Below are 25,347 nucleotides of genomic sequence, written 5' to 3'. Positions count from 1 at the left end.
AAATGCAACATGTCAGTATTTATGGCATGTATTGGCTATCACAGGATGAAGCAAGTTTTGCTGATGCAGACGGTAAGGGGGACAAGCTATTGGAACTACGTGGAAAGACAGCAATCATAAGAGGAGCAGGCAAAGGGATTGGCCAGGAAATAGCGAAATCACTTGCTAGGGCAGGCATTCATGTTGGCTTGATGGCACGCTCCGCTTCGAATCTCGAAGCTTTATGTGCAGAATTGCAATTAAATGATGGAACCAAAATATGCTTTGCAACAGCAAGTGCTTCCCACTATGAGGAGGTGGAGCGCGCTACAAACGAGTTGAAAAAGGAACTGGGACCTATCGATTATTTAATAACGGTTATCAATCCAGGGCTGGGTAAAAGTAGATCTTTGGCGGAATCAGCTCCCGATGAGTGGAGAAGAAATATAGAAGTGAATGTGCTCGGAATGTATCATATGAATCGTGCGGTTATCCAAGATATGATTGAGCGCCAAAGCGGAATGATTATTAATGTGTTTACGAAGTCGGAAGCGAGCGGAGAGGCGAACGAATCGGCCAACACGGCAGCTAAATTCGCTTTAATCGGGATGACAGAATCATTATGCCGTGAGGTTAGTGACCATCATATCCATGTAATCGCTCTAGCACCCGATACGATTGACAGGGAGGCAGCCCATGCTATGGGAGTGGCATTAACCGGTGAAGAATGGCTATCCCAAGCCGAAGAAGTAGCTGAGCTCACGTTTGCGATCATCAAGCATCCAGAAGCAGGTATCGTGAAAAAAGGGTTTATTTGTATATCGGACTAACTAGCATTTTATAATCAGAGGCTTTCCCAAATGCTTGGAGCCGTGTACGATTGGAGTTAAAGGAATGACAGAGGAGCACATGGTTAATCAATCGAATAACCTGACCTGGCAGCCTGCAGCCATTGGGCAAGAGCAGCGGCATGCTTTGAACGGACACAAAAGCTGCGTCATATGGATGACGGGATTGTCCGGCTCGGGGAAATCTTCCATTGCGATGGAATTAGAACGACAGCTATACCTGATGAAAATTCGCTCCTACGTATTAGATGGTGACAATGTGCGCCAAGGTCTAAACCGAAATCTTGGATTCAGCCCAGAGGACCGCAAGGAAAATATCCGCAGAGTGGGAGAATTGGCGAAGCTGTTTACTGACGCGGGGTTGTTTACAATTAGTGCATTTATTTCGCCGTATGAGGAAGATCGGGAACTGGTCAGAAGCATGTTCCAAAGCGGAGAATTTATCGAGATTTATGTATCCTGTTCATTAAGTGTATGTGAAAGCCGCGATCCCAAGGGGCTATACAAAAAAGCCAGAGCAGGCAAGCTGCCAGACTTTACCGGTGTGTCATCTCCTTATGAAGTGCCGGCTCATCCGGAGCTGATTGTGGAAACCGACAAGCTGTCGCTAGAAGTGTCTGTTATGCGTATTATCGATTTTCTAAAAGGAGCGGGCTTTATTAAGTAATTCAAGGCTTTGAGCCGCTCGCTATGACGCAGGGCTCGGAGGCTGCTGGTAGGAAAAAAGGTTGGGCAGAGGATTGCTTCTGCCCAACCTTTTATATGTTCGTCCACGAATGATCGATGAGCTTAATGCTTCCGCAACGCCTTATCAATGGGAAAAGCTTGTCCACTCCAAGCCTTTTTACTTGTCCAATCGGCTTCACCCTGCCAGAAAGCATCGTCTGCGCTTAAGCCCAAAGGCAAGAATACCGCAGCACATAAATATACGCTTCCCGTCGAAATATAGGTTTCTCCGATTTCAGGCTGATGACCGCAGAAGCCGATCGTGAGCCAGCCGTTGTCGTCAAAGGTACCGGGAGCTTCGATCATTCGGCGAATGACCGCAGTTAAAGCGCCGCGAACCTGTGCAGGCTCAATGCTCGGATCAAGTCGTTGCTGCAAGGCAACTTGGCTTAAGAGCTGAAAAGCCCCAAAGCGGTATGCGAGTGATCGGCCAACCGCCGGGAACGTTCCCTCAGGAGAAATAAGGCGTTCCTGCTGGACAGCATGGCGCGTAGCGCGTTCAATGATGCCATCCTTTAACGCCGCCCAAGCTTCATCCTCGCCGGATACCGCTTCAATAATATCCACCAGCATCGGTTGGATGACGAAGCTGTTGTAATAGTCCGCATGGTATTCCGGACCATCGCCATACACGCCGTCACCGCTATACCACTCTTCATGCTGCCGGATCGCATAATCAACGCGCATACGATCCCAGTCAGAACCGGCCCGGTAAAGCACGGTCTCAATCATCGCCGCAAAAAGCAGCCAGTTGTTAAAGCCTGGCTTCCGCGTACGTGTCGCCTTCAGTGCTTCTACTACATTATGCTGGACACGTGGCTCCAGCTTCTCCCATAGCTCAACAGGTGCTCTTAGAATCGCATGTGCCAGGAAGGCGGCATCTACGATGGGCTGATGGCCTTCCGAGAAGTTCATAAAATCCGGCGAGGTCGGATCAGTTCCCGCATCGATAGCATCTCGTGCCCATTCCGCGTAATGGGAACGGAGCCTGCCTTCTTCACCATCTCGGCCGCCGGATTCCAGCCACGGAGCCATTCCCGTTAATAATCGCGCTAACGCTTCCAAATGGGTGTAGATAGGACGGTCATCCAACTTTCCTTCAACAGGCATTTTTTCTTTCAGCTGGCGAGTCGTTAAGTGGTGCAGCACAGGCTGTGCAATTCGGCTTAATGTATCTATCCAATATATTCGATCTTCATTTGCTTCAGTCATGGGGATTCCCTCCAATTTAAATTCAACAACTATCTTTTGATCATTTTATAACAAAATGTGACACTGGTCATTGGTGAACTTAACAATTATCTTTGTGGAAAATTTATAAACGGGCAAATTTAAATGGAAAAAGCGGTTATGGAGCTGGAAATGGGCTGCTGTATACCTCGGCGCATAAATTTGATATTCTTAGTACAGTTAATCATCATTATCTGCAACATTTATCATTCTTATTTCGTTTATATAGTTGCAAGAGAGGGGGATCCCAGTGGTAGCGCCAGATTTGATAAAGGCTGCCCAGTCGGGCGATCGCGACGCTCTAATTACCCTACTGCGTGAGATTGAAAACGATGTTTATCGAACGGCCTTTTATATTTTGAATAACGAGCAGGATGCTTTGGATATCGCACAGGAAGCTTTAATACGCATTTATACCAAAATTAACTCCTATGAGGAAAAAGCCCAGTTCAAAACGTGGGTCCAACGGATTGTGACCAATTTGTGTATAGACAAATTCCGGAAAAACAAACCCACGGTTTCTATTGAGCAGTTTGATATGAGCTTTACTGAAGAAAAAACGGTAGAACAAGAGGTTATGTCCGCATATGTTGCCGAAGATATTAGAGAGGCTATAGATAAACTGCCGGAACATCATCGATCTGTCGTTGTGCTGCGGTATTTGCAGGATTTTTCCTACAATGAAATTGCCGAATCACTTGATCTGCCCATCAACACGGTAAAGTCTTACTTATTCAGGGCCAGACAGCAATTGCAAACGTTATTGCAGGATTACAAAAAACCTTCTATTGAATCCACGCGAAGATAAACAAGCTAAGCTTGATCTTGCCGTGGGTGTTGTCTAATTAGTTGGTTGCAAAAGCGTTAGGCGATTGTCACATTCAATTGTGAATCTTTTAGAAAGGTAGTGTGCGGGATGATATGCCATGAGGTGATCGAACTGATGCAGAGATACCTCGATCAGGATCTCGATGAATTCGAATATAAACAGATGCTGGGCCATTTGCAGGATTGCCCTGAATGTACAGAGCTGTTTCAGCGGCTATTGTCCATATCTGAGCACTTGGAGAACTTGCCGAAGGTTACGCCGGCATTTAGTTTAGTGGATGCGATACTTCCAAGGCTTCAGCTTATTGATGAGGCTCCAGCTGCTGTGGATTATGGGGCAGCCGCGGGTGCAGCACATTCATCTGCAGGTACAGAGACAATAGGGCGGCTTGCAGCGCCAACGCCTCCAAAACTTCAAGTTCAAGGGCAGTCCCAGGCGAGGGACAACAAAAAGGACAGCGTTCCAGTAACGAGGCTGGCAAGCTGGCGCGAACGTACTAAAGGGTTAATATCGACGCGAATTATTGGCGGTGTTGTTGCCGCTGGTTTGGTATTAGGCTTCTTCATGTTTGATCGGCAGGAGCAAAGCAATATGCAAAATGCAGACGGTGTGCTAGCTCCAACCTCCGCTTCGTCGCAGAGCAGAATGGCCAACAAGGAGCAGGCGAACACGGCTGATAGTACCAGTGGCATAAGTGAGCTGAAGGCTCCAGCAGGGGCTCCTGCCAGCGATAGCAATTTGTCTGGGGAAGCGCCTATAGAGGACAATAAGGTGGAACAATCTATTAACGAGAATGTCCCTCATTCCAATGTACCCCTTAACATACCTAAGGCTAAAGAAGATACAAATACATCTTCACCAATAGCTCCTGCAAACCATATGGGGTCCAATAAAATAGGTGGGAGTATTCCTGAAGGAGCAGTGAGCTCTGGAAGCACGACTACAGATAGCTCGATAGCTGCAATGCCTCGCCAAACGGGGAATGGCACGCAGCAAGCCCCATCTTCCGTCCCGGCGGCAGGTGGCGGAGAGCTTAGGGAGCCGGCGACTTTTGGGACCCAGCAGGAGGTGCCGTCCTCGTCTGGCGGGGCACCCCTTGCATCGCAGATTGTCCCTGAAAGTAAATTAGCGACTCCGGCGCCTTTGCAAGCGCCAAGCGGAGCTACCGGTGGCTCTTCAGCCGCTAAGGACAATGCGGCTAGCTCGTCGCTTACAGAGCCACCTAAGCTAGGGAGTACTCCTGCAGCTTCTGCAGACAGCAGTGCGGATGCCAACAAGCTTAAAGTGGGCTCCTCTCCAGCTGCTGACCAAGGTATCGCTTCCATGCAGACGGCGGATACGACAAGCCTAGCTTCACTCGATAAGCAATTTACAGGTAGCATATTGGATAATCGAGTTATTATTAAAGATAAAAACGGGAAAGCTTTGTTTACATCGAAGCGTGTAACAACGGACGCTGATCATGTGGCTTTGGTGGAATGGACAACGGATTCCAAGCTGACCTACCAGGTCAGTAACCAAGCAGGAACGAAGACATACGTAATTAACACGGCCAATTGGACAGAATCGAATAAATAAAGGCTTGCCTGCCTGCTTTTTAATGAAAATAATAAACACCTTTCAGGGGGCAGCTGCGTAAAATACGGTATGAATGATGGAGTGGCCATGTATGACCACTCGGGGTAAGGTTTCTAGAGCCTGGACCCGGTTGTTTATATAGATGGGATCACCAGCAGGGGATTACCTTAAAACCGCAAGGTTTTGACGTAGTCCCTTTGTTGTTGTTACAATGCTGGTAAGACTAGGGGAGACAAGAAACGGGTGAAGCAGCAATGGATTTCAAAACCGCTTTAAGGCATATTCAAAAAAAGACGTTTGCCCCGGTGTATGTTTGCTATGGCACCGAATCTTATTTAATCCAGGAATTTATTCAAAAGCTAACGGCGAGCCTGATTGACCCACAAGATGCTGCCTTTGCGGTGTCCAAATATGATTTAGCGGAAACACCGCTAGATACAATTATTGAGGAAGCGGAGGAGCTTCCCTTTATTGGCCCGCGTAAGCTTATTATTGCAACGAACGCGTTATTTCTAACAGGTGCCAAGGAAACCACGAAGGTTGAGCATAAGCCCGAGCGGCTGCTGGAATATTTTAAAGCACCTGTGGACTTCTCAGTTATCGTATTAACCGTGAATGCTGAGAAGCTGGATGAGCGCAAGAAGCTGGTGAAATCGTTAAAAGAGAAGGATTGCATCGTGGCTTGCACGACCTTGTCAGCAGGCGAGCTTTCCTCGTGGGTACAGGGAGAAGCCGATAAGCTGGGCGTTCATTTCGCCCCGGGTGCCATGGATCAATTCATTATGTATACGGGGACGAATTTGCAGAATTTGTCCAGTGAGCTGGATAAATGTGCGATGTACATAGGGCGTGGCGGCAAGATTACGATTGAGGTCTTGGAGCAATTGGTTACACGAAGCATCGAGCAAAATATTTTTATTATGATTGAGCATATTGTTCAGCTTAAGCTGGATAAAGCCTTTACGATCCTCGCTGACCTGTTCCGCCGCAAGGAGGAGCCGATCAAAATTATGGCGCTAATAGCCAGGCAATTCCGCATTATGTACCAGGTTAAGGATATGCAGCAGCAAGGCTATTCCCAGCAGCAAATAGCGACACAGCTGAGCCTGCACCCTTATGCGGTCAAAATCGCCGCCGGGCAATGCAACCGCTTTGAAGCTGCACAGCTTGCAAGCATCCTCGGTCAATTGGCGGATCTCGATTATCAGATGAAAAGCGGCAAGATCGATAAGTCTTTGGGGCTGGAGATGTTCCTGCTAAGGCTGATGGTCTAAAAGCAACAAAAAAACGACCTGCGCTAAAAGCACGGTCGTTTTTGTTTGTAGGCATTGGTTATTAAGCCTGGGCAGTAAGCGCGTTTAACCTTTTAGCTAAGCGGGACTTTTTACGAGCTGCGGCATTTTTATGGATTAAACCTTTGGTCGCTGCTTTGTCCAGCTTTTTGCTGGCAGTGACTAGGGCTGCTGTTGCAGTTTCCACATTGCTGCTTGCAGCAGCGGTTTCGAAGCCTTTTACTGCAGTGCGAAGGTTAGATTTCTGAGATGCGTTGCGTAGACGACGCTTCTCACTTACTTTCACTCTTTTAATTGCGGATTTAATGTTCGGCATTGACGTTCACCTCCTAATACAACTTGCATCAACCATCGTAATTGCATGAAAATCCTTCTGTTGACAACTCCTGATATTCTAACATGGTCACTATTAAATTGCAATAGATCTCCAGATGCCGTTTCGATAATTATGAATAAGGGTGAAGGCATATTCACACAATAGGGGAAATACCGTTTTAAAAGGAGATACTTACATGGACTTAAGCGCGTATACGATCCGTACCGATTTGGCTTTGGAAGCACATAGCATGGCTGCGGGATCCGGCCAAACTATTCCAGGCGTTTTCACTTCAGCAGAAGAGCTGGAGGGGATTCGCATTAGCTTTATTGATATTACAAGTGAAGAAGGATCTGTTGCCTTAGGCAAGCTCCCTGGCCATTATATTACGATAGAGGTACCGGCTCTAAGAAGAAAGGACAGCGCCCTGCAGGATCGAGTAGCGGCGGTCTTTGCCCAGCAATTCGAGTCGTTTATGAGAAAGCTCAATATCGGAGCTATGGCGAAAGTGCTAATCGTCGGGCTCGGGAATTGGAACGTCACACCGGATGCACTGGGTCCATTGGTTGTTGAAAATGTAATGGTGACTCGCCATTATTTTGAGTTAATGCCCGGCGAGGTAAGCCCTGGCTACCGCCCTGTTAGTGCAATTGCACCAGGCGTGTTAGGGACGACAGGTATTGAAACGGGCGAGATTATACAAGGAATTGTGGAAAAATCTCAGCCGGATCTGGTCATTGCGATTGATGCCCTCGCTTCACGTTCACTTGAAAGAGTGAATACAACGATCCAGATCGCTGATATCGGGATTCATCCTGGCTCGGGCATTGGCAATAAACGCAAGGGTCTAACCTATGAAACCCTTGGCGTTCCGGTTATAGCGATAGGTGTGCCAACCGTCGTGTATGCCTCAACCATCGTGAACAATGCCTTTGAGCTGATGCATGAGCATTTTATCAAGCAAACCTCGAATACAGGGGAAATTCTCGGTTTGCTCGATCATTTGCAAGAGCAGGAAAGGCTGCTATTGGTCAAAGAGGTGCTAAGCCCATTGGGTCATGATTTGTTGGTCACTCCGAAGGAGATTGACGAATTTATTGAGGATATCGCCAACATTATTGCCAGCGGCTTGAACGCTGCGCTGCATGAGGTTGTAGGCTTGGACAATGTCGCCGCCTATACCCATTAAGCTAGGCCAAGTACATGTTGGTCCATCGAAGCCAATTGCTGCTGTGTGGCTGCAGATATATTCTGCGCACCAGCGGCTGTTTGCTCTGTAATCGGGAGAATATCTCGGTTGAGGCAGATTTTCCAACGCAGACGATTACTGGGCGCACGTTATTACGCAACAACTGTAGCTCTTGTCACACACACGTAGCCGCAATTTGGTTCTATAACCTATCATTCGTTCATAGATTATTTACTAGAGAACCAAAATAAACGGCAAATTCGTTGCGGCTAAGTGTGGAGGAGGAGGACTATTGAAGTGGAAATCTGTTACATTACATATGAATAAGCCTCGAAAAATAGGACAAGATTTGTACGTATATTTTCGAGTTATGTCTATGCTAATGCTTGGGGGTGTGCTGTTTTTTGCAGCACTAGGCTTGCTGGGCTATGGTCAGACTAAGATAGCGAATACGACTCCGACCTCATCGATGAAAGGGCTGGCCTCGGCGGTTTCCAGCCAATTTTTTATGGACATGCTAGGGATGGAAATGCCATACGTGCAGACGGACCGTTCGACGTTTACATTCTCGCAGTCGAATGTTTCCAGCTTTTTATTCTCGTTAGTGACCGATCTCAATTGGAAGGATCCCAAAACGTTCATAGCCCGTGAGGTACCTGGCATGTCGCAGGATCGCATTGTGGTGCTTCGCAAAGGGCTGCAGACCGGAGAGGATGGACCTGAGGATTACGGACCGAAAGCGGATGTGATTCCCAAAAACGGTGAAGGGGGAGAGGGTTCGATTACTGCGAATCCCACAGCGCCGCCAGAAGTCAGCGAGCCCACCCAGCCTGAGTCCAAGCCTTTGCCTCCGGTGGCACAGCCGCCAAGAACAGCAGGAAGAAATGTTGCCTTCGTTTATCAATCACATAACCAGGAATCATATTTGCCGGAGCTGCAGGGTGTCAAGGATCCAGATAAAGCTTACGATCCTCAGACGAATGTAACCAAGGTGGGGCTAAGACTAGCCCAGAAGCTTGAACAAGAAGGGATTGGCGCGGTTCACTCCGATAAAAACTATCCGGCTATCGAGAAAGGCTTCAACTATTATTATTCCTATAAATATTCATTGAAAACGTTGCAGGAGGCAAGCACCTCGCACCCCGACCTGAAGTTTTATTTTGATATCCACCGTGATTCCCAGCGCCGCGAGAAAACAACGGTTCGGATCAATGGGAAGGATTATGCCCAGATTTATTTTATTATTGGCGGTAAAAATCCGAACTGGAAGGAGAATGAGCAGTTTGCTTCCCAAATTCACCAAACGGTTGAAGCTAAATTTCCCGGCATCTCCAAAGGCTCCTTTGCCAAGGCTGGTGAGGGCAATGGTGTGTACAACCAAACCTTTTCGGCAAACAACATACTGGTTGAAATCGGTGGCGTCGACAACACTCTGGAGGAATGCTACCGGACAGCTGATGCGCTGGCAGCAGCTATTTCTGAAGTTATTCTTAACGTCAGAAAGGTAAATGTCCAATAAACATGGAGCTGAAATTTGTACGATCTTTGTTCTATCATCACGGGCTCCATTGCCGCGTAACCCGACACCTGCTATAATTAGAAGAATTGTAAATTTGCAGGTTAGTGAGGGTCAACACAAATGGATATTCATGCCAGACAGAAAATGATAAGAAACTTTTCAATTATTGCCCACATCGACCACGGAAAATCAACTTTAGCCGATCGCATCTTGGAATTTACAGGTGCCCTTACTTCGCGTGAAATGCAGGAGCAGGTGCTTGACCAAATGGATTTGGAGCGTGAGCGGGGAATTACCATTAAGCTGCAAGCCGTACGTTTAGCTTATCCAGCGGATGATGGACAAACATATATTTTAAATTTAATTGATACGCCCGGACATGTCGACTTTACATATGAGGTGTCTCGAAGCCTGGCAGCCTGTGAGGGTGCGTTATTGGTAGTCGACGCGGCACAAGGCATCGAGGCCCAGACATTGGCGAATGTGTACCTGGCTTTGGATAATAATTTGGAAATTATTCCGGTTATTAATAAAATCGATTTACCAAGTGCTGATCCTGATCGGGTTAAGCAGGAAATCGAGGACGTTATCGGTTTGGATACAAGCGATGCTGTATTGGCTTCAGCTAAAGCGGGCATCGGCATTAAAGAAATTTTGGAGCAGATCGTACAGAAGGTACCGGCTCCAACCGGAGATACAGACAAGCCGCTTAAGGCACTTATATTTGACTCCCACTACGACCCGTACAAAGGTGTTATCGTGTACGTGCGTGTGATGGATGGAGCGATCCGAGCTGGCTCAAAGATCAAATTTATGGCTACGGATAAAGTGTTTGAGGTTCTCGAGGTTGGCGCCTTTATGCCGCGTATGTCCATCGTTGACCAGCTGAATATTGGTGATGTAGGCTTTGTTGTGGCCGGGATTAAACAGGTAGGCGATACCCGTGTCGGCGATACGATTACCGATGCCAAAAATCCTGCGGCTGAGGCGCTTCCAGGCTACCGTAAAATCAATCCGATGGTATTCTGCGGCTTATACCCGATTGAAAGCACGGAGTACAATGATCTCCGCGAAGCATTAGGCAAGCTGCAGCTTAACGATGCATCCTTAAGCTGGGAGCCGGAGAGCTCCACAGCACTTGGCTTTGGCTTCCGCTGCGGCTTCCTAGGTCTATTGCATATGGACGTTATTCAAGAGCGGATTGAGCGTGAATTTAATATTCCGCTGATCACGACGGCACCAAGTGTTGTCTTCCAAGTGACGCAGACTAACGGCGAAGTATTAATGATCGACAATCCGTCGCTTTTTCCGGAAGCGGGCAAAATTGATTACGTCGAAGAGCCATATGTCACAGCATCGGTAATCGTGCCTAATGATTATGTCGGTACGATTATGGAACTTTGCCAAAACAAACGCGGCGAATTTATCAATATGGAATATTTGGATACAACACGGGTTACGTTGTCCTATAGCCTACCCTTATCGGAAATCGTCTACGATTTCTTCGACCAGCTGAAATCAAGCACCAAAGGCTATGCTTCCTTTGATTATGTAATGACGGGCTACAAGCAGTCGAATTTGGTCAAGATCGATATTATGCTGAACAACGAACAGGTCGATGCCTTCTCCTTTATCGTCCATAGGGATCGCGCGTTCCAACGGGGACGGGTCATTTGCGAGAAGCTGAAGGATCTGATTCCGCGGCAAATGTTCGAGGTGCCGATCCAAGCAGCGATCGGGCAAAAGATCGTTGCCCGTGAAACGGTCAAAGCAATGCGTAAGAATGTATTGGCCAAATGCTACGGCGGCGATATTTCACGGAAGCGCAAGCTGTTAGACAAGCAAAAAGAAGGCAAAAAACGGATGAAGCAGGTCGGCAATGTTGAAGTGCCGCAGGAAGCGTTCATGGCAGTATTGAAGCTAGACGATTAGAGCGACTGTCTAAGAAGACATGTTAAGAAAGATAAGCTAAAAAAAACTTAAAAAGGGCAGGTGCTATTTTAAAGCACCTGCTTTTGGCATCATGCGTCCGTGCGTCCGCAACAGCTCGCTTATGTTTTTTGGAAAGGAGTTCATCTATGATACAGCGCCAAGAAACACCGGAGGCTTTATATATCCACATTCCATTTTGTACGAACAAATGCCACTATTGTGATTTTAACTCCTATATATTAAAAGGCCAGCCCGTGATGGACTATCTCGACGCGCTCGAGCGTGAGATGGAGCAAACCGTGCGATTGCTGCCCCCCGGACAGATCCAGACGATTTTTGTGGGTGGGGGAACGCCTACCGTCTTGCTGCCTGACCAGATGGAAAGCTTCCTGAAGCGGGTGCATACCTATTTTCCTGATAAGTCGGCTCAGCTGGAGTTTACGATGGAAGCCAATCCAGGGACAACGGACCTAGAAAAGCTGCAAGCAATGAAGGAAGGCGGTGTAAACCGAATATCCTTTGGTGTGCAATCCTTTGATAATGCCTTGCTTGAAGGGATTGGACGGATCCATAATACGGACGATGTATATCGCAGCATCGAGAATGCACGACAGGTCGGCTTCTCCAATATGTCGATAGATTTAATGTTTGGGCTGCCCAACCAGACAATGGCCGCTATGAAGGATTCGATCGATAAGGCGCTTGAGCTTGAGCTGCCCCATTATTCGATTTATGGCTTGAAGGTGGAAGAAAATACATTGTTCCACAACCTGTACCAAAAAAACCTGCTGCCGCTGCCCGATGAGGATGATGAGCTGGATATGTTCCTGCTTATTATGAAAAGGCTGCAGGCAGCAGGTTATGGGCAATATGAGATTAGCAACTTTGCTAAGCCGGGAGCAGAGAGCCGCCATAACAGCATGTATTGGCTGAACCGCAGCTACTACGGGCTGGGCGCGGGCGCCCATGGTTACATGCATGGCAAACGCCATGTGAATATTAAAGGTGTCCAAGCTTATATTGATGCCACGTATAAGGGACGCCCATTGTTGGAAGAAAATGAAATCAGCGAGCAGGAAGCGATCGAGGATTTTATGATGGTGGGGCTGCGGTTGCTGCAAGGAGTCAAGAGAACCGATTTCAAACGGCAATTTGGCTTGGAGCTGGATACCATATTCAGCGGACAGCTGACCAAGCTATTAGGTCAAAAGCTGCTGGAAGCAACAGACGAGGGCTATCGCTTAACTGAGCAAGGAATCCTGCTGGGGAATGATGTATTCGGAGAATTTATTAGTATAACTGCCGAATAAAGAAATTTGTAAGTGGATTATTTATACGTTTTGTTGTATATTTATTCATAACAATTTTTTTTACGAATGGTGGTTTTCATAATGGCAGTTGTTTGCAGAAGGGCAACGGAACAAGACGTAGACATCTTATTTAACATTATTCAAGGATATGCGGAGCAGGGCATCATGCTGCCAAGGTCGAGGGAAGTTTTAATCAAGCAGCTGGATACGTTTGCTGTTGCTTTCATAGATGATCAATTAGTTGGCTGTGGCTCCTTAACAAGGCTGGGAGAGGATCTGGTAGAGATTCGTTCGCTAGGTGTGACCGAAGGCCATAAAGGTCAGGGGATCGGTAATGCACTTGTCAGCTTCCTGGAGGAAGAGGCGAGAAAGCAGAAAATCGCCAAGATTATGGCTTTGACCTATGCGGTTTCCTTCTTCGAAAGAAATGGGTATACGATTGTCCAGAAAGAAATTTTTCCTGAGAAAGTATGGCGTGATTGTATCCATTGCAAAAAGCAGCATTGCTGTGATGAGATTGCCGTTTTAAAGCGGCTGGGTTGACTTGACACAGACCTCCGGGTCTGTTATTTTTGTATTATGAATTAGCACTCGACACTTTGGAGTGCTAACATTCCAAGCAGAAGCGTTAATTCATACATGTACGAACTATTATCATAACGGGGGGTTGAATATGCTAACGGAACGTCAACGCCAAATACTTAGTGCCATCGTAGATGATTATATCCGCTCAGCTGAGCCGGTTGGCTCACGAAGCATTTCCAAACGAGGCAATGTCGGATTCAGCCCTGCTACTATACGTAATGAAATGTCCGACTTGGAGGAAATGGGCTTTCTGGAGCAGCCGCATACATCAGCTGGACGTATTCCTTCTCATAAAGGCTATCGCTATTATGTCGATCACCTAGTTGCTTATGGTATTGCCAATCAAGAGGTGGATGTGCTGAAGCTGTTTTTTGCCGAAAAAATGCAGGAGATGGAGCAGGTCATTCAGCACGTAGCGCTGATGCTGTCGAATCTTACTAATTATACATCCATTGTGATGGGTCCGGAAATGTTCAATACGACACTTCGCCATTTGCAAATATTGCCTCTAAATGAACGGACAGCTGTTGCCATTATTGTTACAAATACCGGGCAGGTCGAAAACAAAACAGTGACGATCCCTGAAGGCATCCCCATGTCCGAGATTGAAAAATTCGTTAACCTGCTCAATGACCGCTTGAAAAATGTACCTTTGATCCAATTTAAGTCAAAGCTATTTACCGAAATTGGCGAAGAAATGCGCAGCTTTGTATCCGGCTATGAAGAGCTGCTTACCATGCTGAATGGGGTTATTGATCAAGGCGAGGAAGACCGGATTTTTCTTGGCGGGACGACTAATATGCTGAACCAGCCAGAGTTTCGCGATATGGAGAAAGTGAAAAATATTCTTGATTTGTTGGCGGAAACACCAGCGTTGGTGAAGCTGTTCACAGGTACGGCCTCAGGCATCCAGGTACGAATCGGCAGCGAGAACACGGTAGCCGCGATTAATGATTGCAGCTTGATTACCGCCTCCTACTCGATGGAAGGCAAGCATTTGGGAACGATAGGTATACTAGGGCCAACACGTATGGATTATGGCAAGGTAATGAACCTGCTTGACCACTTATCGAAGGATATGACGTTGGTGCTGGAGCGATGGTATAAATGAACCCGATGAAGCCATTATCTGAAGAGGGCGATGGGACGTATACAACGCTGCTCAACAATGCAGGCGCGATTAGGGCGATATGCTCCGCAGTTGAGGGCACGCTTGGTCCCAAGGGACTGGATACGATGCTTGTTGGCACACAAGGTGAGGTTATTATTACGAATGACGGTGTGACCATTTTGGAAAAAATGGATGTCACCCACCCAGCCGCTCGGCTGCTGATCCAGGTTGCCCGCTCCCAACAGGAGCAGGTGGGTGATGGGACAACAACGGCAACTGTGCTGGCGGGAGCTATCGTAGCTGAGGGCGTCGCGCAAGTCACACGCGGGGTGCCGGTTGCCAAGGTTGTCAAGGGCATCCAAGAGGGAGTAGCCGCTGCCTTGGATTCGCTCACCAAGCGCAGCCGCCGCATAGAGGGGCTTCACGATCCGTTATTATACCGAATCGGCTTTATTGCCGGACGGGAGCATGCGGATTTGGCGCAATTGATTCTTGACGGTGCCCACCAATTAGGCATTGACAAGCTCCAGGATGAGACCTTTCGCTTCGCGGATACCGTGATCTCGCACAAGCGGGCGGTTAGCGAGGTTTGGCCGGGGCTGCTGATTCAGAAGAAGCCGGTAAATACGCAGCTGCATTTTAGAACGGCTGCCGCGTCGGTATTGATCTTCCAAGATGCCTTTGAGCCGGAAACCATCGATGAGGAAGCGCTGATGACGGAAGCGGGCTTCCAGAAGCAGATGCAGCTGAAGGAGCAATTCCGCCATTCGCTCGACAAGCTTGTCGAGCTGGAGGTAGGGCTTATTCTCGCGGACCGCGGTGTCAACGCGGATGCGGAGCAGTTCTGCACCGACCATGGCATCATGGTCGTGCAGCGTGTTCCGCAGCACGAGCTTCGGCGCGTGTGCGAATACCTCGGCGCGCGGCCGATCCGCCGCAGCGGGCTACACAAGCCTGCTGCGGAGCTGGCAGGCTATCTCGGCTTCGCCGGGCGCGTGTCGTACGACGAGCGTCTCGAATGCGTCCGCCTCTCCGAAGGTAGAGGGCAGACGCAGGTGACGATTGTCGTCGGTGCCAGCACGAGCGAGGTCGTCGGCGAGCGGCTGCGCATCGCCAAGGACGCCGCCGCCGCGATGCAAGCTGCGCTGCGCGGCGGGTTTCTGCCTGGCGGCGGCGCGGCGGAGATGGCTGCCGCCTACGAGCTGGACCGTCTCCGAGAGACGGTCCAGGGCATGGAGGGCTTCGGCATCGCCGCCGTTGCCCAAGCGCTGCGCAAACCGCTAGCGCAGATCGTCGTCAACGCGGGCTACAACCCGCTGGAGAAGGTTGAGGAGGTCAAGGCAGCACAGATTGCTGCTGGCTCCGATGTGCTCGGTGTGAATTGTGACAATGGTCAGGTGATTAACATGCTGGAGCATGGCATTGTCGATCCTGCGAATGTAAAGCTGCATGCCCTGCATGCGGCTGGAGAAGTGGCGGCTGCAATTCTGCGCATCCATACGGTGATCAAGATGAAGCCACGGCTTGAGGAGTAATTCAACATTGTACAGTGACAAGAAACAGATGAGCAGCTGACAGAAAGATGGCAGGACTCGTGAAGCAAGAAATTTGCTTACATCTTGCCGCCTTAGTTAAAATAGGTAATAATAAAGACTGGTTATAGGTGGGTGCTTACGAAGTAAGTTTTCTGCGAAAACTCAGGGGATGCTTATGAAGTAGGTTTCCACGAAAACTTTAAGGAGGTGACAGACATTGAGTACGGAATCAAAGAATCAATTTGAAGGTAACGCGGATGCTGAGCAGGCGGATGCTAACTATACCGAAGAAACAGTGGAAGCTTCTGAAGCAACGGGTACCGTTGAAACGGAGAATGCTGATTTATCTGGACTGGAGCTTAAGGAATTGCGCCAGCAATCAGAAGAAAATTTTCAGCGTTCCTTGCGGACGCAAGCTGATTTTGACAATTTTAGAAGAAGAACTCGCCAAGAGAAAGAAGAATTTGCGAAGTATGCTTCTTTGAAAGTAATTGAGCAGCTTTTACCGGTTATCGATAACCTGGAGCGTGCTTTGGCTGCAGGCAAAGAAGGCAATGATTATGAAGCGTTACTGAAGGGTGTAGAAATGATATACCGCCAATTGGAGCAAACCTTGGGTAGTGAAGGCTTGAAACCAATGGATACAATAGGCAAGCCGTTCAATCCAGAGTTCCACCAGGCGATCATGCAGGTTGAATCCGAAGAGTATGAAGAGGGTATCGTTGTAAGTGAAATCCAAAAAGGCTATTTACTTAAAGACCGGGTGCTGCGCCCTGCAATGGTTCAAGTAAGCTCATAATATTCGTTAGACTAGTTAAGCACCTGTGGATACGGGTCTTGATTTTATACTTAAACAAACTTTTAGGAGGATCATTCACATGAGTAAAGTAATCGGTATTGACTTAGGAACTACCAACTCTTGCGTAGCGGTAATGGAAGGCGGCGAAGCCGTTGTTATCCCTAACGCAGAAGGTAATCGTACTACCCCATCCGTAGTAGGCTTTAAGAAAGATGGCGAGCGGATCGTCGGAGAAACAGCCAAGCGCCAAGCCATTACGAATCCTGACCGCACCATTAGCTCGATCAAACGCCATATCGGCACAAACCATAAGGAAACCATTGATGGCGTGGACTACACACCACAAGAAATTTCTGCGATTATTTTGCAAAAGCTAAAAGCCGATGCTGAAGCCTACCTAGGTGGGACAGTAACCCAAGCGGTTATTACCGTTCCTGCTTATTTCAGCGATAGCCAACGTCAAGCTACCAAGGATGCTGGTAAAATCGCCGGTCTTGAAGTATTGCGTATTGTTAACGAGCCAACCGCTTCTGCACTGGCTTACGGCATTGAAAAATCCGAGGATCATACAATTCTTGTTTATGACTTGGGCGGCGGTACTTTTGACGTATCCATCCTTGAACTGGGCGATGGCGTATTTGAAGTTAAAGCAACGAGTGGTGATAACCGTCTGGGCGGCGATGACTTTGACCAATTGGTTATTAATTATTTGGTTAATGAGTTCAAGAAAGAGCATAGCTTGGATCTGAGCAAAGACAAAGCGGCTGTACAACGTTTGAAGGATGCTGCAGAGAAAGCAAAGAAAGAGCTTTCCGGCGTATTAACAACAACGGTTTCCCTTCCATTTATTACAGTCGTTGACGGCGTTCCCCAGCATTTGGAGATCAACCTGACTCGTGCTAAATTTGACGAAATCACCAACGCACTTGTTGAAAGAACGATGGGACCTACTCGCCAAGCATTAAAAGATGCTGGTTTGACAGCTAACCAAATCGATAAGGTTGTTCTGGTTGGAGGCTCCACACGGATTCCTGCGGTTCAAGAAGCCGTTAAACGTTTAATCGGCAAAGAGCCATCCAAGGGTGTTAACCCCGATGAGGTTGTTGCTCTTGGTGCTGCTATCCAAGCCGGTGTATTAACAGGTGATGTGAAAGACATCGTATTGCTGGATGTAACTCCACTTTCCTTGGGTATTGAAACAGCTGGTGGCGTATTTACGAAGATGATTGACCGTAATACAACGATCCCAACTACAAAATCACAAACTTACACAACCTATGCCGACAATCAACCAAGCGTGGAAATTCACGTATTGCAAGGTGAACGCGCGATGGCTAATGATAATAAAACTCTAGGCCGCTTTATGTTGGGTGATATTCCTCCAGCACCACGTGGGATCCCACAAATCGAAGTTACTTTTGACATTGACTCTAATGGTATTGTTAATGTTAATGCTACCGATAAAGGCACAGGCAAAAGCCACAAAATTACGATCACGTCTTCAAGCGGCTTGTCCGATGAGGAAGTTGACCGCATGATGAAGGATGCCGAAGCGAATGCGGATGAAGACCGTAAGCGCAAAGAGCTAGTGGAAGCACGCAATACAGCAGACCAATTGGTTTATTCCGTTGACAAAACGATTAAGGACCTTGGCGATAAAGTAGACCAAGCTGAAATCGACAAGGCGAATGAAGCCAAGGAAAAAGTCAAGAAAACGCTGGAAGGCGATAGCCTTGAAGAAATCAAAGCAGCAACCGAGGAATTGACTGAAATCGTCCAACAGCTTTCTGTGAAGTTGTATGAGCAAGCTGCCCAACAGGAGCAAGCTGGCGAAGCAGGAGCACAAGGAGCCGATGGCGGCGTTGATACAACGAAAAAAGACAATGTGGTAGACGCTGATTATGAGGTTGTTGACGAGGACAAAAAATCTTAAGCAAGCGTAGGAAAAACATAGGCAGGAAGAAGTCAAAGCCGTTTACGGGCTTTGACTTTCCGTTTGTGGTCAGAAGAATGGGAGTGGAACGATGAGCAAACGCGATTATTACGAGGTGCTGGGACTTAGTAAAAATGCATCTCCAGATGAAATCAAAAAAGCATATCGAACAATGGCACGCCAATATCATCCGGATGTTAATAAAGCCGAAGATGCGGGCACCAAATTCAAAGAAGCCAAAGAAGCCTATGATGTTCTAGGCGATGACCAGAAAAAAGCGCAATACGACCGATTCGGCCATGTTGACCCTAATCAAGGGATGGGCGGCGGTGCTGATTTTGGGGGTGCTGGTGGATTTGGCGATCTATTCGACATGTTTTTCGGTGGCCAAGGCGGCGGGCAGCGGCGTAATCCGAATGCACCGCAACGTGGCAATGATTTGCAATATACGATGACCATCGAGTTCAAGGAAGCCGTATTCGGCAAGGAATTAGATATCCAAATTCCACGTACGGAAACCTGTGACACTTGCCATGGCAACGGGGCAAAGCCGGGAACAAAGCCGGAAACCTGCTCGACTTGTAAAGGCAGCGGCCAGCAGGAGGTTGTGCAAAACACCGCATTTGGGCGGATTGTCAACCGCCGTGTATGTTCGTCTTGTAATGGCCAAGGTGTGTTGATCAAGGAAAAATGCGGCACCTGCCACGGCGCAGGGAAAGTGAAAAAGCAACGCACGATCCATTTGAACATTCCTGCTGGAGTCGATGACGGCGCACAATTGCGCGTAACCGGTGAAGGTGAAGGAGGCTCCAAGGGAGGTCCGGCGGGCGATCTTTATGTAGTTATTCGCGTGAAGCCCCATGAGTTTTTTGAACGCGAAAACGATGATATTTATTGTGAAATTCCCCTTACGTTCACTCAGGCTGCGCTCGGGGATGAAATCGAGATTCCGACGTTAACCGAAAAGGTGAAGCTGAAAATTCCGGCTGGTACCCAAACCGACACTTATTTCCGTTTAAAAGGTAAAGGTGTTCCCCGCTTGCGTGGCTATGGCCAAGGGGACCAGCATGTTAAAGTCATTATCGTCACGCCCACCAGCTTAAACGATGAGCAAAGAGAACTGCTGCGCGAATTTTCAAGGCAAAGCGGCGAGCATACGCATGAGCAGAACCAATCTTTTTTTGAAAAGGTGAAAAAAGCCATTTTAGGTGAATAATACCATAAGCACATCAGGCTGCTGGTCAGCGGATGTGTTTTTTTGTATATTTATTCGTTTAATGCAAACCCTACTTATTAAGATAGGGAAGGAGTCATGCATATGAATCAGCTGCCCATACAGGCCTATTTTCAATCTCAAACAGCAGCCCAAAGCGTGGAGGCTAAGCTAAAAGCATTAAGAGCACTGGATGTGCAGATCGATCGGGTAGATTCGCTCGAAGGTATAGCGGGAGCAGATCCGACGCTTTCGGCATTGTCCAATGCCTATGGCGCTGCTTTCCATTCAAGCGAACTAACCAGTGGCCCCTATGATGAGGGACAGGGTAACAGTTCCTTGTTAAAGGCTGTCATAAATGAAAGCACCTACGAGCAGGCGCTGCGTGTTATTCGCGAAGGTGGCGGGGTTGTATAAGTTTCTCCACAAGCGGCTTCCTATTAAGGAAGCTTTTTTGTTGTGCCGAAGTGTTGTATACTGGGAACAATGTGCATTTGGTAGAAAAAAGCTTTGCTATGCGAAACGCTAACGCTTACGAAGAATCTACGCAAAACTCAGTAACGCTTACGAAGAAAGTTTTGCTACGCAAAACTCTAGGGAGGATTTGAAACATGCGCTGGCATGAAGTGACGGTTCATACAACCGAGGAAGCAATTGAAATGATTTCGAATTTTATACACGAGCTGGGAGCCGGTGGCGTATCGATTGAAGAATCGGGTACGTTAAACAAGGAGCGAGACACGACGTTTGGAGAACTATACGATCGTCCTCTCAATGATATACCTGAAGGCCGCGCCGTCATTCAAGGCTATTTTTCCAAGGATGTCGATATGGTCGACATTATGGACAAGCTGAAGGAGTCGGTGCTTGAGTTAAGCGAATACGTGGAAACCGGCAGTCCAACCTTTGAGCTAAAGGAAGTGGATGACGAGGATTGGGCGGATGCCTGGAAGCAGTATTTTAAACCGGTGCGTATATCCGAACGTCTGACCATTAAGCCGACCTGGGAGGACTACACCGCTTCACCGGGTGAGCTGATCATTGAGCTGGATCCTGGCATGGCTTTTGGAACCGGAACGCATGCCACAACCTCGCTGTGCTTGCAAGCCTTGGAAACCGTTATTCAAGCAGGAGACGATGTGATTGATGTAGGGACAGGCTCGGGCATATTGGCGATCGCAGCAGCCAAGCTTGGTGCCCGCCACGTGCTTGCTTTGGATTTGGATCCAGTAGCTGTAGATAGTGCAAATGAGAATACAGTGCTTAATGGGCTTAGTGAATCCATTACTATCAAACAAAGCGATTTATTACAGGTGCTTCAAGAAGGTGTTGCAGAAGCTGGCACCGGTTCTACAGCCTTAAACGTAAGATTGCCCGTACAGGTTGTGGTCGCCAACATTTTAGCCGAAATTATTCTCCTGTTTGTGCAGGAAGTTTATGATGTATTGGAAACAGGTGGCGCCTATGTGGTTTCTGGCGTTATCAGCAGCAAGGGTGAGCTTGTGGAACAAGGACTTACAGCTGTCGGCTTTACCGTGGTAGAACGGTATGAGGATCAAGCTTGGGTCGTCATAATAGCCAGAAAGCTGTAGGTGGTTGAAATGGATTTCGGCTCATTTTTAGCTTATAAAGTGGAAGAGTTGCCTTTTGTTTTTGTAGTTTTATTAATCGGTTTTACGATCCATGAATTTGCCCATGCCTTTTTTGCTAACAAATTCGGAGACAATACACCTCGTTCGATGGGGAGACTTACCTTAAATCCGAGATCGCATATCGATTGGCTGGGGATGATCTTTTTTCTGGTCATTGGGATTGGTTGGGCGAAGCCTGTATTGGTAAACCGCGCTAATTTCAAAAGCCCAAGGATTATGGGAATTATCGTTTCGTTTGTGGGACCGCTCAGCAACTTGATATTGGGCTTTATTAGCTTGCTCGTATTTTATGCGCTGCTTCAGTACCAGGTATTGGATGGGATGTCGTTTGGTGTCCAAAGTGCGGTTAAACTATTTTTCCAACTGATGATTACGCAAAATATTTTCCTGTTCATTCTAAATTTAATTCCATTTCCACCGCTTGACGGCTATCGAATTCTTGAGGATTTATTGCCAAGACCTTGGGCGGAGAAGCTAAGAAGCTACCAGCAGTGGTTGTTTTTTGCAGTATTGCTTATGTTTTTCATCCCACCGATCCGAGCAGTTACGATAGACCCGATTTTTTCTTTACAAGGACCGATATTTGCTTTTTTTAATGCTATTGCGTTACAGTTTTTTGATAGCTCTATTATACGTATGTAGAAGCGAGAAGCGAACTTGAGATCTGGGCATAATGTGATTGATAACTTTGGCTTGATTTTGGCTGGATGGATAAGTAGATTTTTATAGCTAATCATAGTATGATGTAGGTTGATATTTTGTCATTCTAGAAAGTAGAGAAGCATATGCAGCGTTATTTTATTGCACCGGAGCAATTTACAGAAGCAGCCGTTACGATTGCCGATGATGATGCCCACCACTTGGTTCGTGTGATGCGTGCCAAGGAGGGCGATCAAGTGATCGTCAGTGACGGAATAAGCCGCGAGGCACTGGTTCGGATTCGCACGTTAGATAAAGATCTCGTAATGGCGGATATTGTCGAAAGCTTACCTATGAACAATGAGCCTAAGGTAGAGGTGTGGATTGCCCAGAGCTTGCCCAAGGGCGACAAAATGGAAATCGTCATTCAAAAAGGTACGGAGATTGGAGCCGATCGGTTTATTCCCTTTGCTTCGGAGCGGACGGTCGTTCAGCTTGACGCCAAAAAAGAAGGCAAAAAAATCGAGCGCTGGCAAAAAATCGCCAAGGAAGCGGCGGAGCAAGCCCATCGCAATCGGGTTCCAGCGGTGGAGATGCCCTTGTCCTGGAAAGCGCTGCTGCAAGTGGCAGTTGGGGCTGATGCAGCTTGGATATGCTATGAGAAAGAAAATGGCTTGACGCTGAAACAGGAAATTCAGTCGGCTTTAGCTTCCTTTAGAGGCAAGTTGACAGCAGCTGATGCTGAGCTTCAATCGAATAGAAGAGCCAAGCTGCTGCTTATTGTGGGACCTGAAGGCGGCTTTAGCGAGCGCGAGGTCGAAGCGGCGGAAGCGGCGGGTTGTCGGTCTGTGAGCCTAGGCAAACGCATTTTGCGCACAGAAACGGCAGCCATGGTGGGCTTGACCTGTATTTTATATGAATCTGGCGAGATGGGAGGAAGCTGAGATGCCTACAGTAGCGTTTCATACCTTAGGTTGTAAAGTGAATTTCTATGATACGGAAGCCATCTGGCAGCTTTTTAAAAACGAAGGCTATGAGCAGATAGATTTTGAAGCTTCCGCTGACATTTATGTAATTAATACCTGTACGGTTACGAATACGGGTGACAAGAAGAGCAGACAAATGATCCGCCGTGCGGTCCGCCGTAACCCGGAAGCCATTGTTGCCGTGACTGGCTGCTATGCGCAAACGTCGCCGGCGGAAATTATGGCAATTCCCGGTGTCGATTTGGTTATTGGCACACAGGATCGCGATAAAATGATTCCTTATGTGAATCAGCTTGTGCAGGATCGACAGCCGATTAATGCGGTGCGCAATATTATGAGAACACGCCAGTTTGAAGAGCTGGACGTTCCTGATTTTGCCGACCACACCAGGGCTTTTTTGAAAATCCAGGAAGGCTGCAACAACTTTTGTACCTTCTGCATTATTCCTTGGTCGCGTGGTTTGATGCGCAGCCGGGAACCGCAAAGTGTCATCAAGCAGGCACGGATGCTGGTCGACGCTGGTTACCAGGAAATTGTATTGACAGGTATCCATACCGGCGGCTATGGCGAGGATATTGAGAACTACAGCCTGGCCAAGCTGCTATGGGATTTAGATAAGGTTCAAGGGCTGAAGCGTATCCGCATCTCCTCGATTGAAGCAAGCCAGATTACGGATGAAGTGCTGGAGGTGCTGCGCAAATCCGACAAAATGTGCCGTCATTTGCACATTCCTTTGCAATCGGGCGATGACCAAGTACTGGCCAGAATGCGCCGCAAATATACAACTGCTGAATTCAGGGAGAAGATCAAGCAAATCCATCGAATCATGCCTGGAGTTGCGATCACAACCGATGTTATTGTTGGATTTCCCGGCGAGACCGATGAAATGTTTATGAATGGCAAACGTTTTATGGAAGAGATGCAATTTTCCGAAATGCATGTATTCCCTTATTCACAAAGGACCGGCACTCCTGCTGCACGTATGGATGACCAGGTAGACGATGAAGTGAAAAATGCACGCGTGCATGAGCTAATCGACTTATCCGAGCGGATGCAGCTAACGTATGCCCAGAAGTATGTTGGTGAAGTGCTTGAGGTTATCCCAGAGAATGGTAATAAGGGCAGGTCGGATAATATCGTTATGGGGTACTCCGATAATTATTTGCAGGTTGTGTTTGAAGGCAGCAAGGATAGTATCGGTACAATTTGCCAAGTGAAGATTGTGGAAGCCGGAGTGAATGAATGCCGCGGTGAACGGGTACATATACCGGAAATCGTGCATGCCATCGTTTAAAGTTTTAATGAAGAGAGATTTCATTCTGTAAGAGTGGGATCTTTCTTTTTTCTTAAGAAAGCAGAATAGCCAAGCGCTAATAATTTTATGATAAGAGGTGGAGTCCATGAGTAATGAAGCCCAACCAGGTTTAATATTGGATCCAAGCGAACTTCCGAGCTATATCGACCATACTCTGTTAAAGGCTGAAGCCACGTCTGCTGCGGTGCAAAAGCTTTGTGAGGAAGCGATGGAGTATGGCTTTTATAGTGTTTGTGTTAACGGGGTTTGGGTACCTTTTTGCAAAAAGATATTGACCGGGAGTGACGTGCGTATTAGCGTGGTATGTGGCTTTCCATTAGGGGCTAGCTCCAGCTCAGTTAAAGCCTACGAAGCAGCGAATGCTGTAGAGGCTGGGGCTGCCGAAATCGATATGGTGCTGCAGGTTGGATTGCTGCTAGATGGTAATTATGATGCTGTACGCGAGGATATTCGGGGTGTGGTTAAAGCGGTTGAGGGCCAGGCCATCGTCAAGGTTATTTTTGAAACCTGCTATTTAAATGAGGAGCAAAAAATTGCCGCTTGCCGGCTTTCGGAAGAAGCAGGTGCCCACTATGTGAAAACATCGACGGGTTTTGGTGCTGCAGGAGCTGCTGTTGCGGATATCCGATTAATGCGTGCGAATGTTGCCACTTCGATGGGGGTAAAGGCTTCTGGTGCCGTCCGTGATTTGGAAACTGCTCTATTGATGATTGAAGCTGGCGCGACCCGCTTGGGTACGAGCTCGGGTGTTTCGATTATGAAAGGAACCTCCAGCTCCTCGGCTTATTAAGGCTTATTCTTATCAAGATGAAATGATACTTATGTTATAAC

At 47.6% G+C, this 25,347-nt stretch carries 23 protein-coding genes; 21 read left to right on the top strand and 2 right to left on the bottom strand.

Going from position 1 to position 25,347, the window contains the following annotated elements; genetic code table 11:
- Nucleotides 1-2: 2 nt before the first annotated feature.
- Both G9U52_RS14125 and cysC read left to right on the top strand, forming a co-directional pair.
- On the top strand, nucleotides 3-809 hold the full coding sequence (locus G9U52_RS14125; protein WP_207952950.1) for an SDR family NAD(P)-dependent oxidoreductase: 807 nt from the start codon (nucleotides 3-5) through the stop codon (nucleotides 807-809).
- Between the two features lie 64 nt (nucleotides 810-873).
- A complete protein-coding gene (gene cysC / locus G9U52_RS14120) occupies nucleotides 874-1,494 on the top strand; it encodes an adenylyl-sulfate kinase (protein WP_243767323.1) in 621 nt (206 codons plus the stop codon).
- A 122-nt stretch (nucleotides 1,495-1,616) separates the two neighbouring features.
- Here cysC and G9U52_RS14115 read toward each other — a convergent pair whose 3' ends face one another.
- Nucleotides 1,617-2,765, bottom strand: coding sequence for a DUF2264 domain-containing protein (locus tag G9U52_RS14115; RefSeq protein WP_166150475.1), 1,149 nt, complete (start codon nucleotides 2,763-2,765; stop codon nucleotides 1,617-1,619).
- 268 nt (nucleotides 2,766-3,033) lie between these two features.
- Here G9U52_RS14115 and G9U52_RS14110 point away from each other — a divergent pair, with 268 nt between their 5' ends.
- The 3 genes from G9U52_RS14110 to holA all read left to right on the top strand — a co-directional run bounded on the left by G9U52_RS14110 (nucleotide 3,034) and on the right by holA (nucleotide 6,464).
- Complete coding sequence (locus G9U52_RS14110; protein ID WP_166150473.1) at nucleotides 3,034-3,591, top strand: RNA polymerase sigma factor; 558 nt, start codon at nucleotides 3,034-3,036, stop codon at nucleotides 3,589-3,591.
- A gap of 135 nt (nucleotides 3,592-3,726) precedes the next feature.
- Nucleotides 3,727-5,190, top strand: a complete 1,464-nt coding sequence (locus tag G9U52_RS14105) for an anti-sigma factor family protein (protein WP_166150471.1) — start codon at nucleotides 3,727-3,729, stop codon at nucleotides 5,188-5,190.
- 254 nt (nucleotides 5,191-5,444) lie between these two features.
- Nucleotides 5,445-6,464: a DNA polymerase III subunit delta gene (gene holA / locus G9U52_RS14100; RefSeq protein ID WP_166150469.1), complete on the top strand. Its 1,020-nt coding sequence runs from the start codon at nucleotides 5,445-5,447 to the stop codon at nucleotides 6,462-6,464.
- A gap of 61 nt (nucleotides 6,465-6,525) precedes the next feature.
- Here the strand turns inward: holA and rpsT are convergent, their stop codons facing one another.
- Nucleotides 6,526-6,798, bottom strand: a complete 273-nt coding sequence (gene rpsT / locus G9U52_RS14095) for a 30S ribosomal protein S20 (protein WP_166150467.1) — start codon at nucleotides 6,796-6,798, stop codon at nucleotides 6,526-6,528.
- 196 nt (nucleotides 6,799-6,994) lie between these two features.
- Between rpsT and gpr the strand changes: the two genes are divergently transcribed.
- The 16 genes from gpr (at nucleotide 6,995) to deoC (ending at nucleotide 25,306) form a co-directional block, all read left to right on the top strand.
- Complete coding sequence (gene gpr, locus G9U52_RS14090; RefSeq protein WP_166150465.1) at nucleotides 6,995-7,987, top strand: GPR endopeptidase; 993 nt, start codon at nucleotides 6,995-6,997, stop codon at nucleotides 7,985-7,987.
- Nucleotides 7,988-8,279: 292 nt separating this feature from the next.
- Nucleotides 8,280-9,506 carry a stage II sporulation protein P gene (locus G9U52_RS14085; protein ID WP_243767322.1) on the top strand — a complete coding sequence of 409 codons (1,227 nt, stop codon included), beginning with the start codon at nucleotides 8,280-8,282 and terminating at the stop codon, nucleotides 9,504-9,506.
- Between the two features lie 120 nt (nucleotides 9,507-9,626).
- Entirely contained in the window at nucleotides 9,627-11,438 is a 1,812-nt protein-coding gene (gene lepA, locus G9U52_RS14080) for a translation elongation factor 4 (protein ID WP_166150463.1), read from the top strand.
- Nucleotides 11,439-11,584: 146 nt separating this feature from the next.
- A complete protein-coding gene (hemW, locus tag G9U52_RS14075) occupies nucleotides 11,585-12,748 on the top strand; it encodes a radical SAM family heme chaperone HemW (protein ID WP_166150461.1) in 1,164 nt (387 codons plus the stop codon).
- A gap of 81 nt (nucleotides 12,749-12,829) precedes the next feature.
- Nucleotides 12,830-13,291 carry an N-acetyltransferase gene (locus G9U52_RS14070; RefSeq protein WP_166150459.1) on the top strand — a complete coding sequence of 154 codons (462 nt, stop codon included), beginning with the start codon at nucleotides 12,830-12,832 and terminating at the stop codon, nucleotides 13,289-13,291.
- Between the two features lie 130 nt (nucleotides 13,292-13,421).
- Nucleotides 13,422-14,444 (top strand): heat-inducible transcriptional repressor HrcA, encoded by a 1,023-nt coding sequence (gene hrcA / locus G9U52_RS14065; protein WP_166150457.1) that lies wholly within the window; start codon nucleotides 13,422-13,424, stop codon nucleotides 14,442-14,444.
- On the top strand, nucleotides 14,441-15,979 hold the full coding sequence (locus tag G9U52_RS14060; RefSeq protein WP_166150455.1) for a TCP-1/cpn60 chaperonin family protein: 1,539 nt from the start codon (nucleotides 14,441-14,443) through the stop codon (nucleotides 15,977-15,979). Before hrcA ends, G9U52_RS14060 begins: the two co-directional genes overlap by 4 nt.
- A 217-nt stretch (nucleotides 15,980-16,196) precedes the next feature.
- Nucleotides 16,197-16,778 carry a nucleotide exchange factor GrpE gene (grpE, locus tag G9U52_RS14055; protein WP_166150453.1) on the top strand — a complete coding sequence of 194 codons (582 nt, stop codon included), beginning with the start codon at nucleotides 16,197-16,199 and terminating at the stop codon, nucleotides 16,776-16,778.
- A gap of 79 nt (nucleotides 16,779-16,857) precedes the next feature.
- A complete protein-coding gene (gene dnaK / locus G9U52_RS14050; RefSeq protein WP_166150451.1) occupies nucleotides 16,858-18,711 on the top strand; it encodes a molecular chaperone DnaK in 1,854 nt (617 codons plus the stop codon).
- A 91-nt stretch (nucleotides 18,712-18,802) separates the two neighbouring features.
- On the top strand, nucleotides 18,803-19,927 hold the full coding sequence (gene dnaJ, locus G9U52_RS14045; protein ID WP_166150449.1) for a molecular chaperone DnaJ: 1,125 nt from the start codon (nucleotides 18,803-18,805) through the stop codon (nucleotides 19,925-19,927).
- A 102-nt stretch (nucleotides 19,928-20,029) separates the two neighbouring features.
- Nucleotides 20,030-20,341 carry a hypothetical protein gene (locus G9U52_RS14040; RefSeq protein ID WP_166150447.1) on the top strand — a complete coding sequence of 104 codons (312 nt, stop codon included), beginning with the start codon at nucleotides 20,030-20,032 and terminating at the stop codon, nucleotides 20,339-20,341.
- Between the two features lie 194 nt (nucleotides 20,342-20,535).
- The gene (gene prmA, locus G9U52_RS14035; protein WP_166150445.1) at nucleotides 20,536-21,516 is read left to right on the top strand and encodes a 50S ribosomal protein L11 methyltransferase; all 981 of its coding nucleotides are present in this window, start codon (nucleotides 20,536-20,538) and stop codon (nucleotides 21,514-21,516) included.
- A gap of 9 nt (nucleotides 21,517-21,525) precedes the next feature.
- Nucleotides 21,526-22,218: a site-2 protease family protein gene (locus G9U52_RS14030; protein ID WP_166150443.1), complete on the top strand. Its 693-nt coding sequence runs from the start codon at nucleotides 21,526-21,528 to the stop codon at nucleotides 22,216-22,218.
- 143 nt (nucleotides 22,219-22,361) lie between these two features.
- Nucleotides 22,362-23,159 (top strand): 16S rRNA (uracil(1498)-N(3))-methyltransferase, encoded by a 798-nt coding sequence (locus tag G9U52_RS14025; protein WP_166150441.1) that lies wholly within the window; start codon nucleotides 22,362-22,364, stop codon nucleotides 23,157-23,159.
- A 1-nt stretch (nucleotide 23,160) separates the two neighbouring features.
- Nucleotides 23,161-24,495 carry a tRNA (N(6)-L-threonylcarbamoyladenosine(37)-C(2))-methylthiotransferase MtaB gene (gene mtaB / locus G9U52_RS14020; RefSeq protein ID WP_166150439.1) on the top strand — a complete coding sequence of 445 codons (1,335 nt, stop codon included), beginning with the start codon at nucleotides 23,161-23,163 and terminating at the stop codon, nucleotides 24,493-24,495.
- A gap of 106 nt (nucleotides 24,496-24,601) precedes the next feature.
- Entirely contained in the window at nucleotides 24,602-25,306 is a 705-nt protein-coding gene (gene deoC / locus G9U52_RS14015) for a deoxyribose-phosphate aldolase (RefSeq protein ID WP_166150437.1), read from the top strand.
- The last annotated feature ends 41 nt before the right edge of the window (nucleotides 25,307-25,347 follow it).

Origin of the sequence: Paenibacillus agricola, assembly GCF_011440305.1 — a bacterium.
GTDB classification, from domain to species: domain Bacteria; phylum Bacillota; class Bacilli; order Paenibacillales; family NBRC-103111; genus Paenibacillus_S; species Paenibacillus_S agricola.
This window is presented reverse-complemented; position numbering and strand designations above follow the sequence as displayed.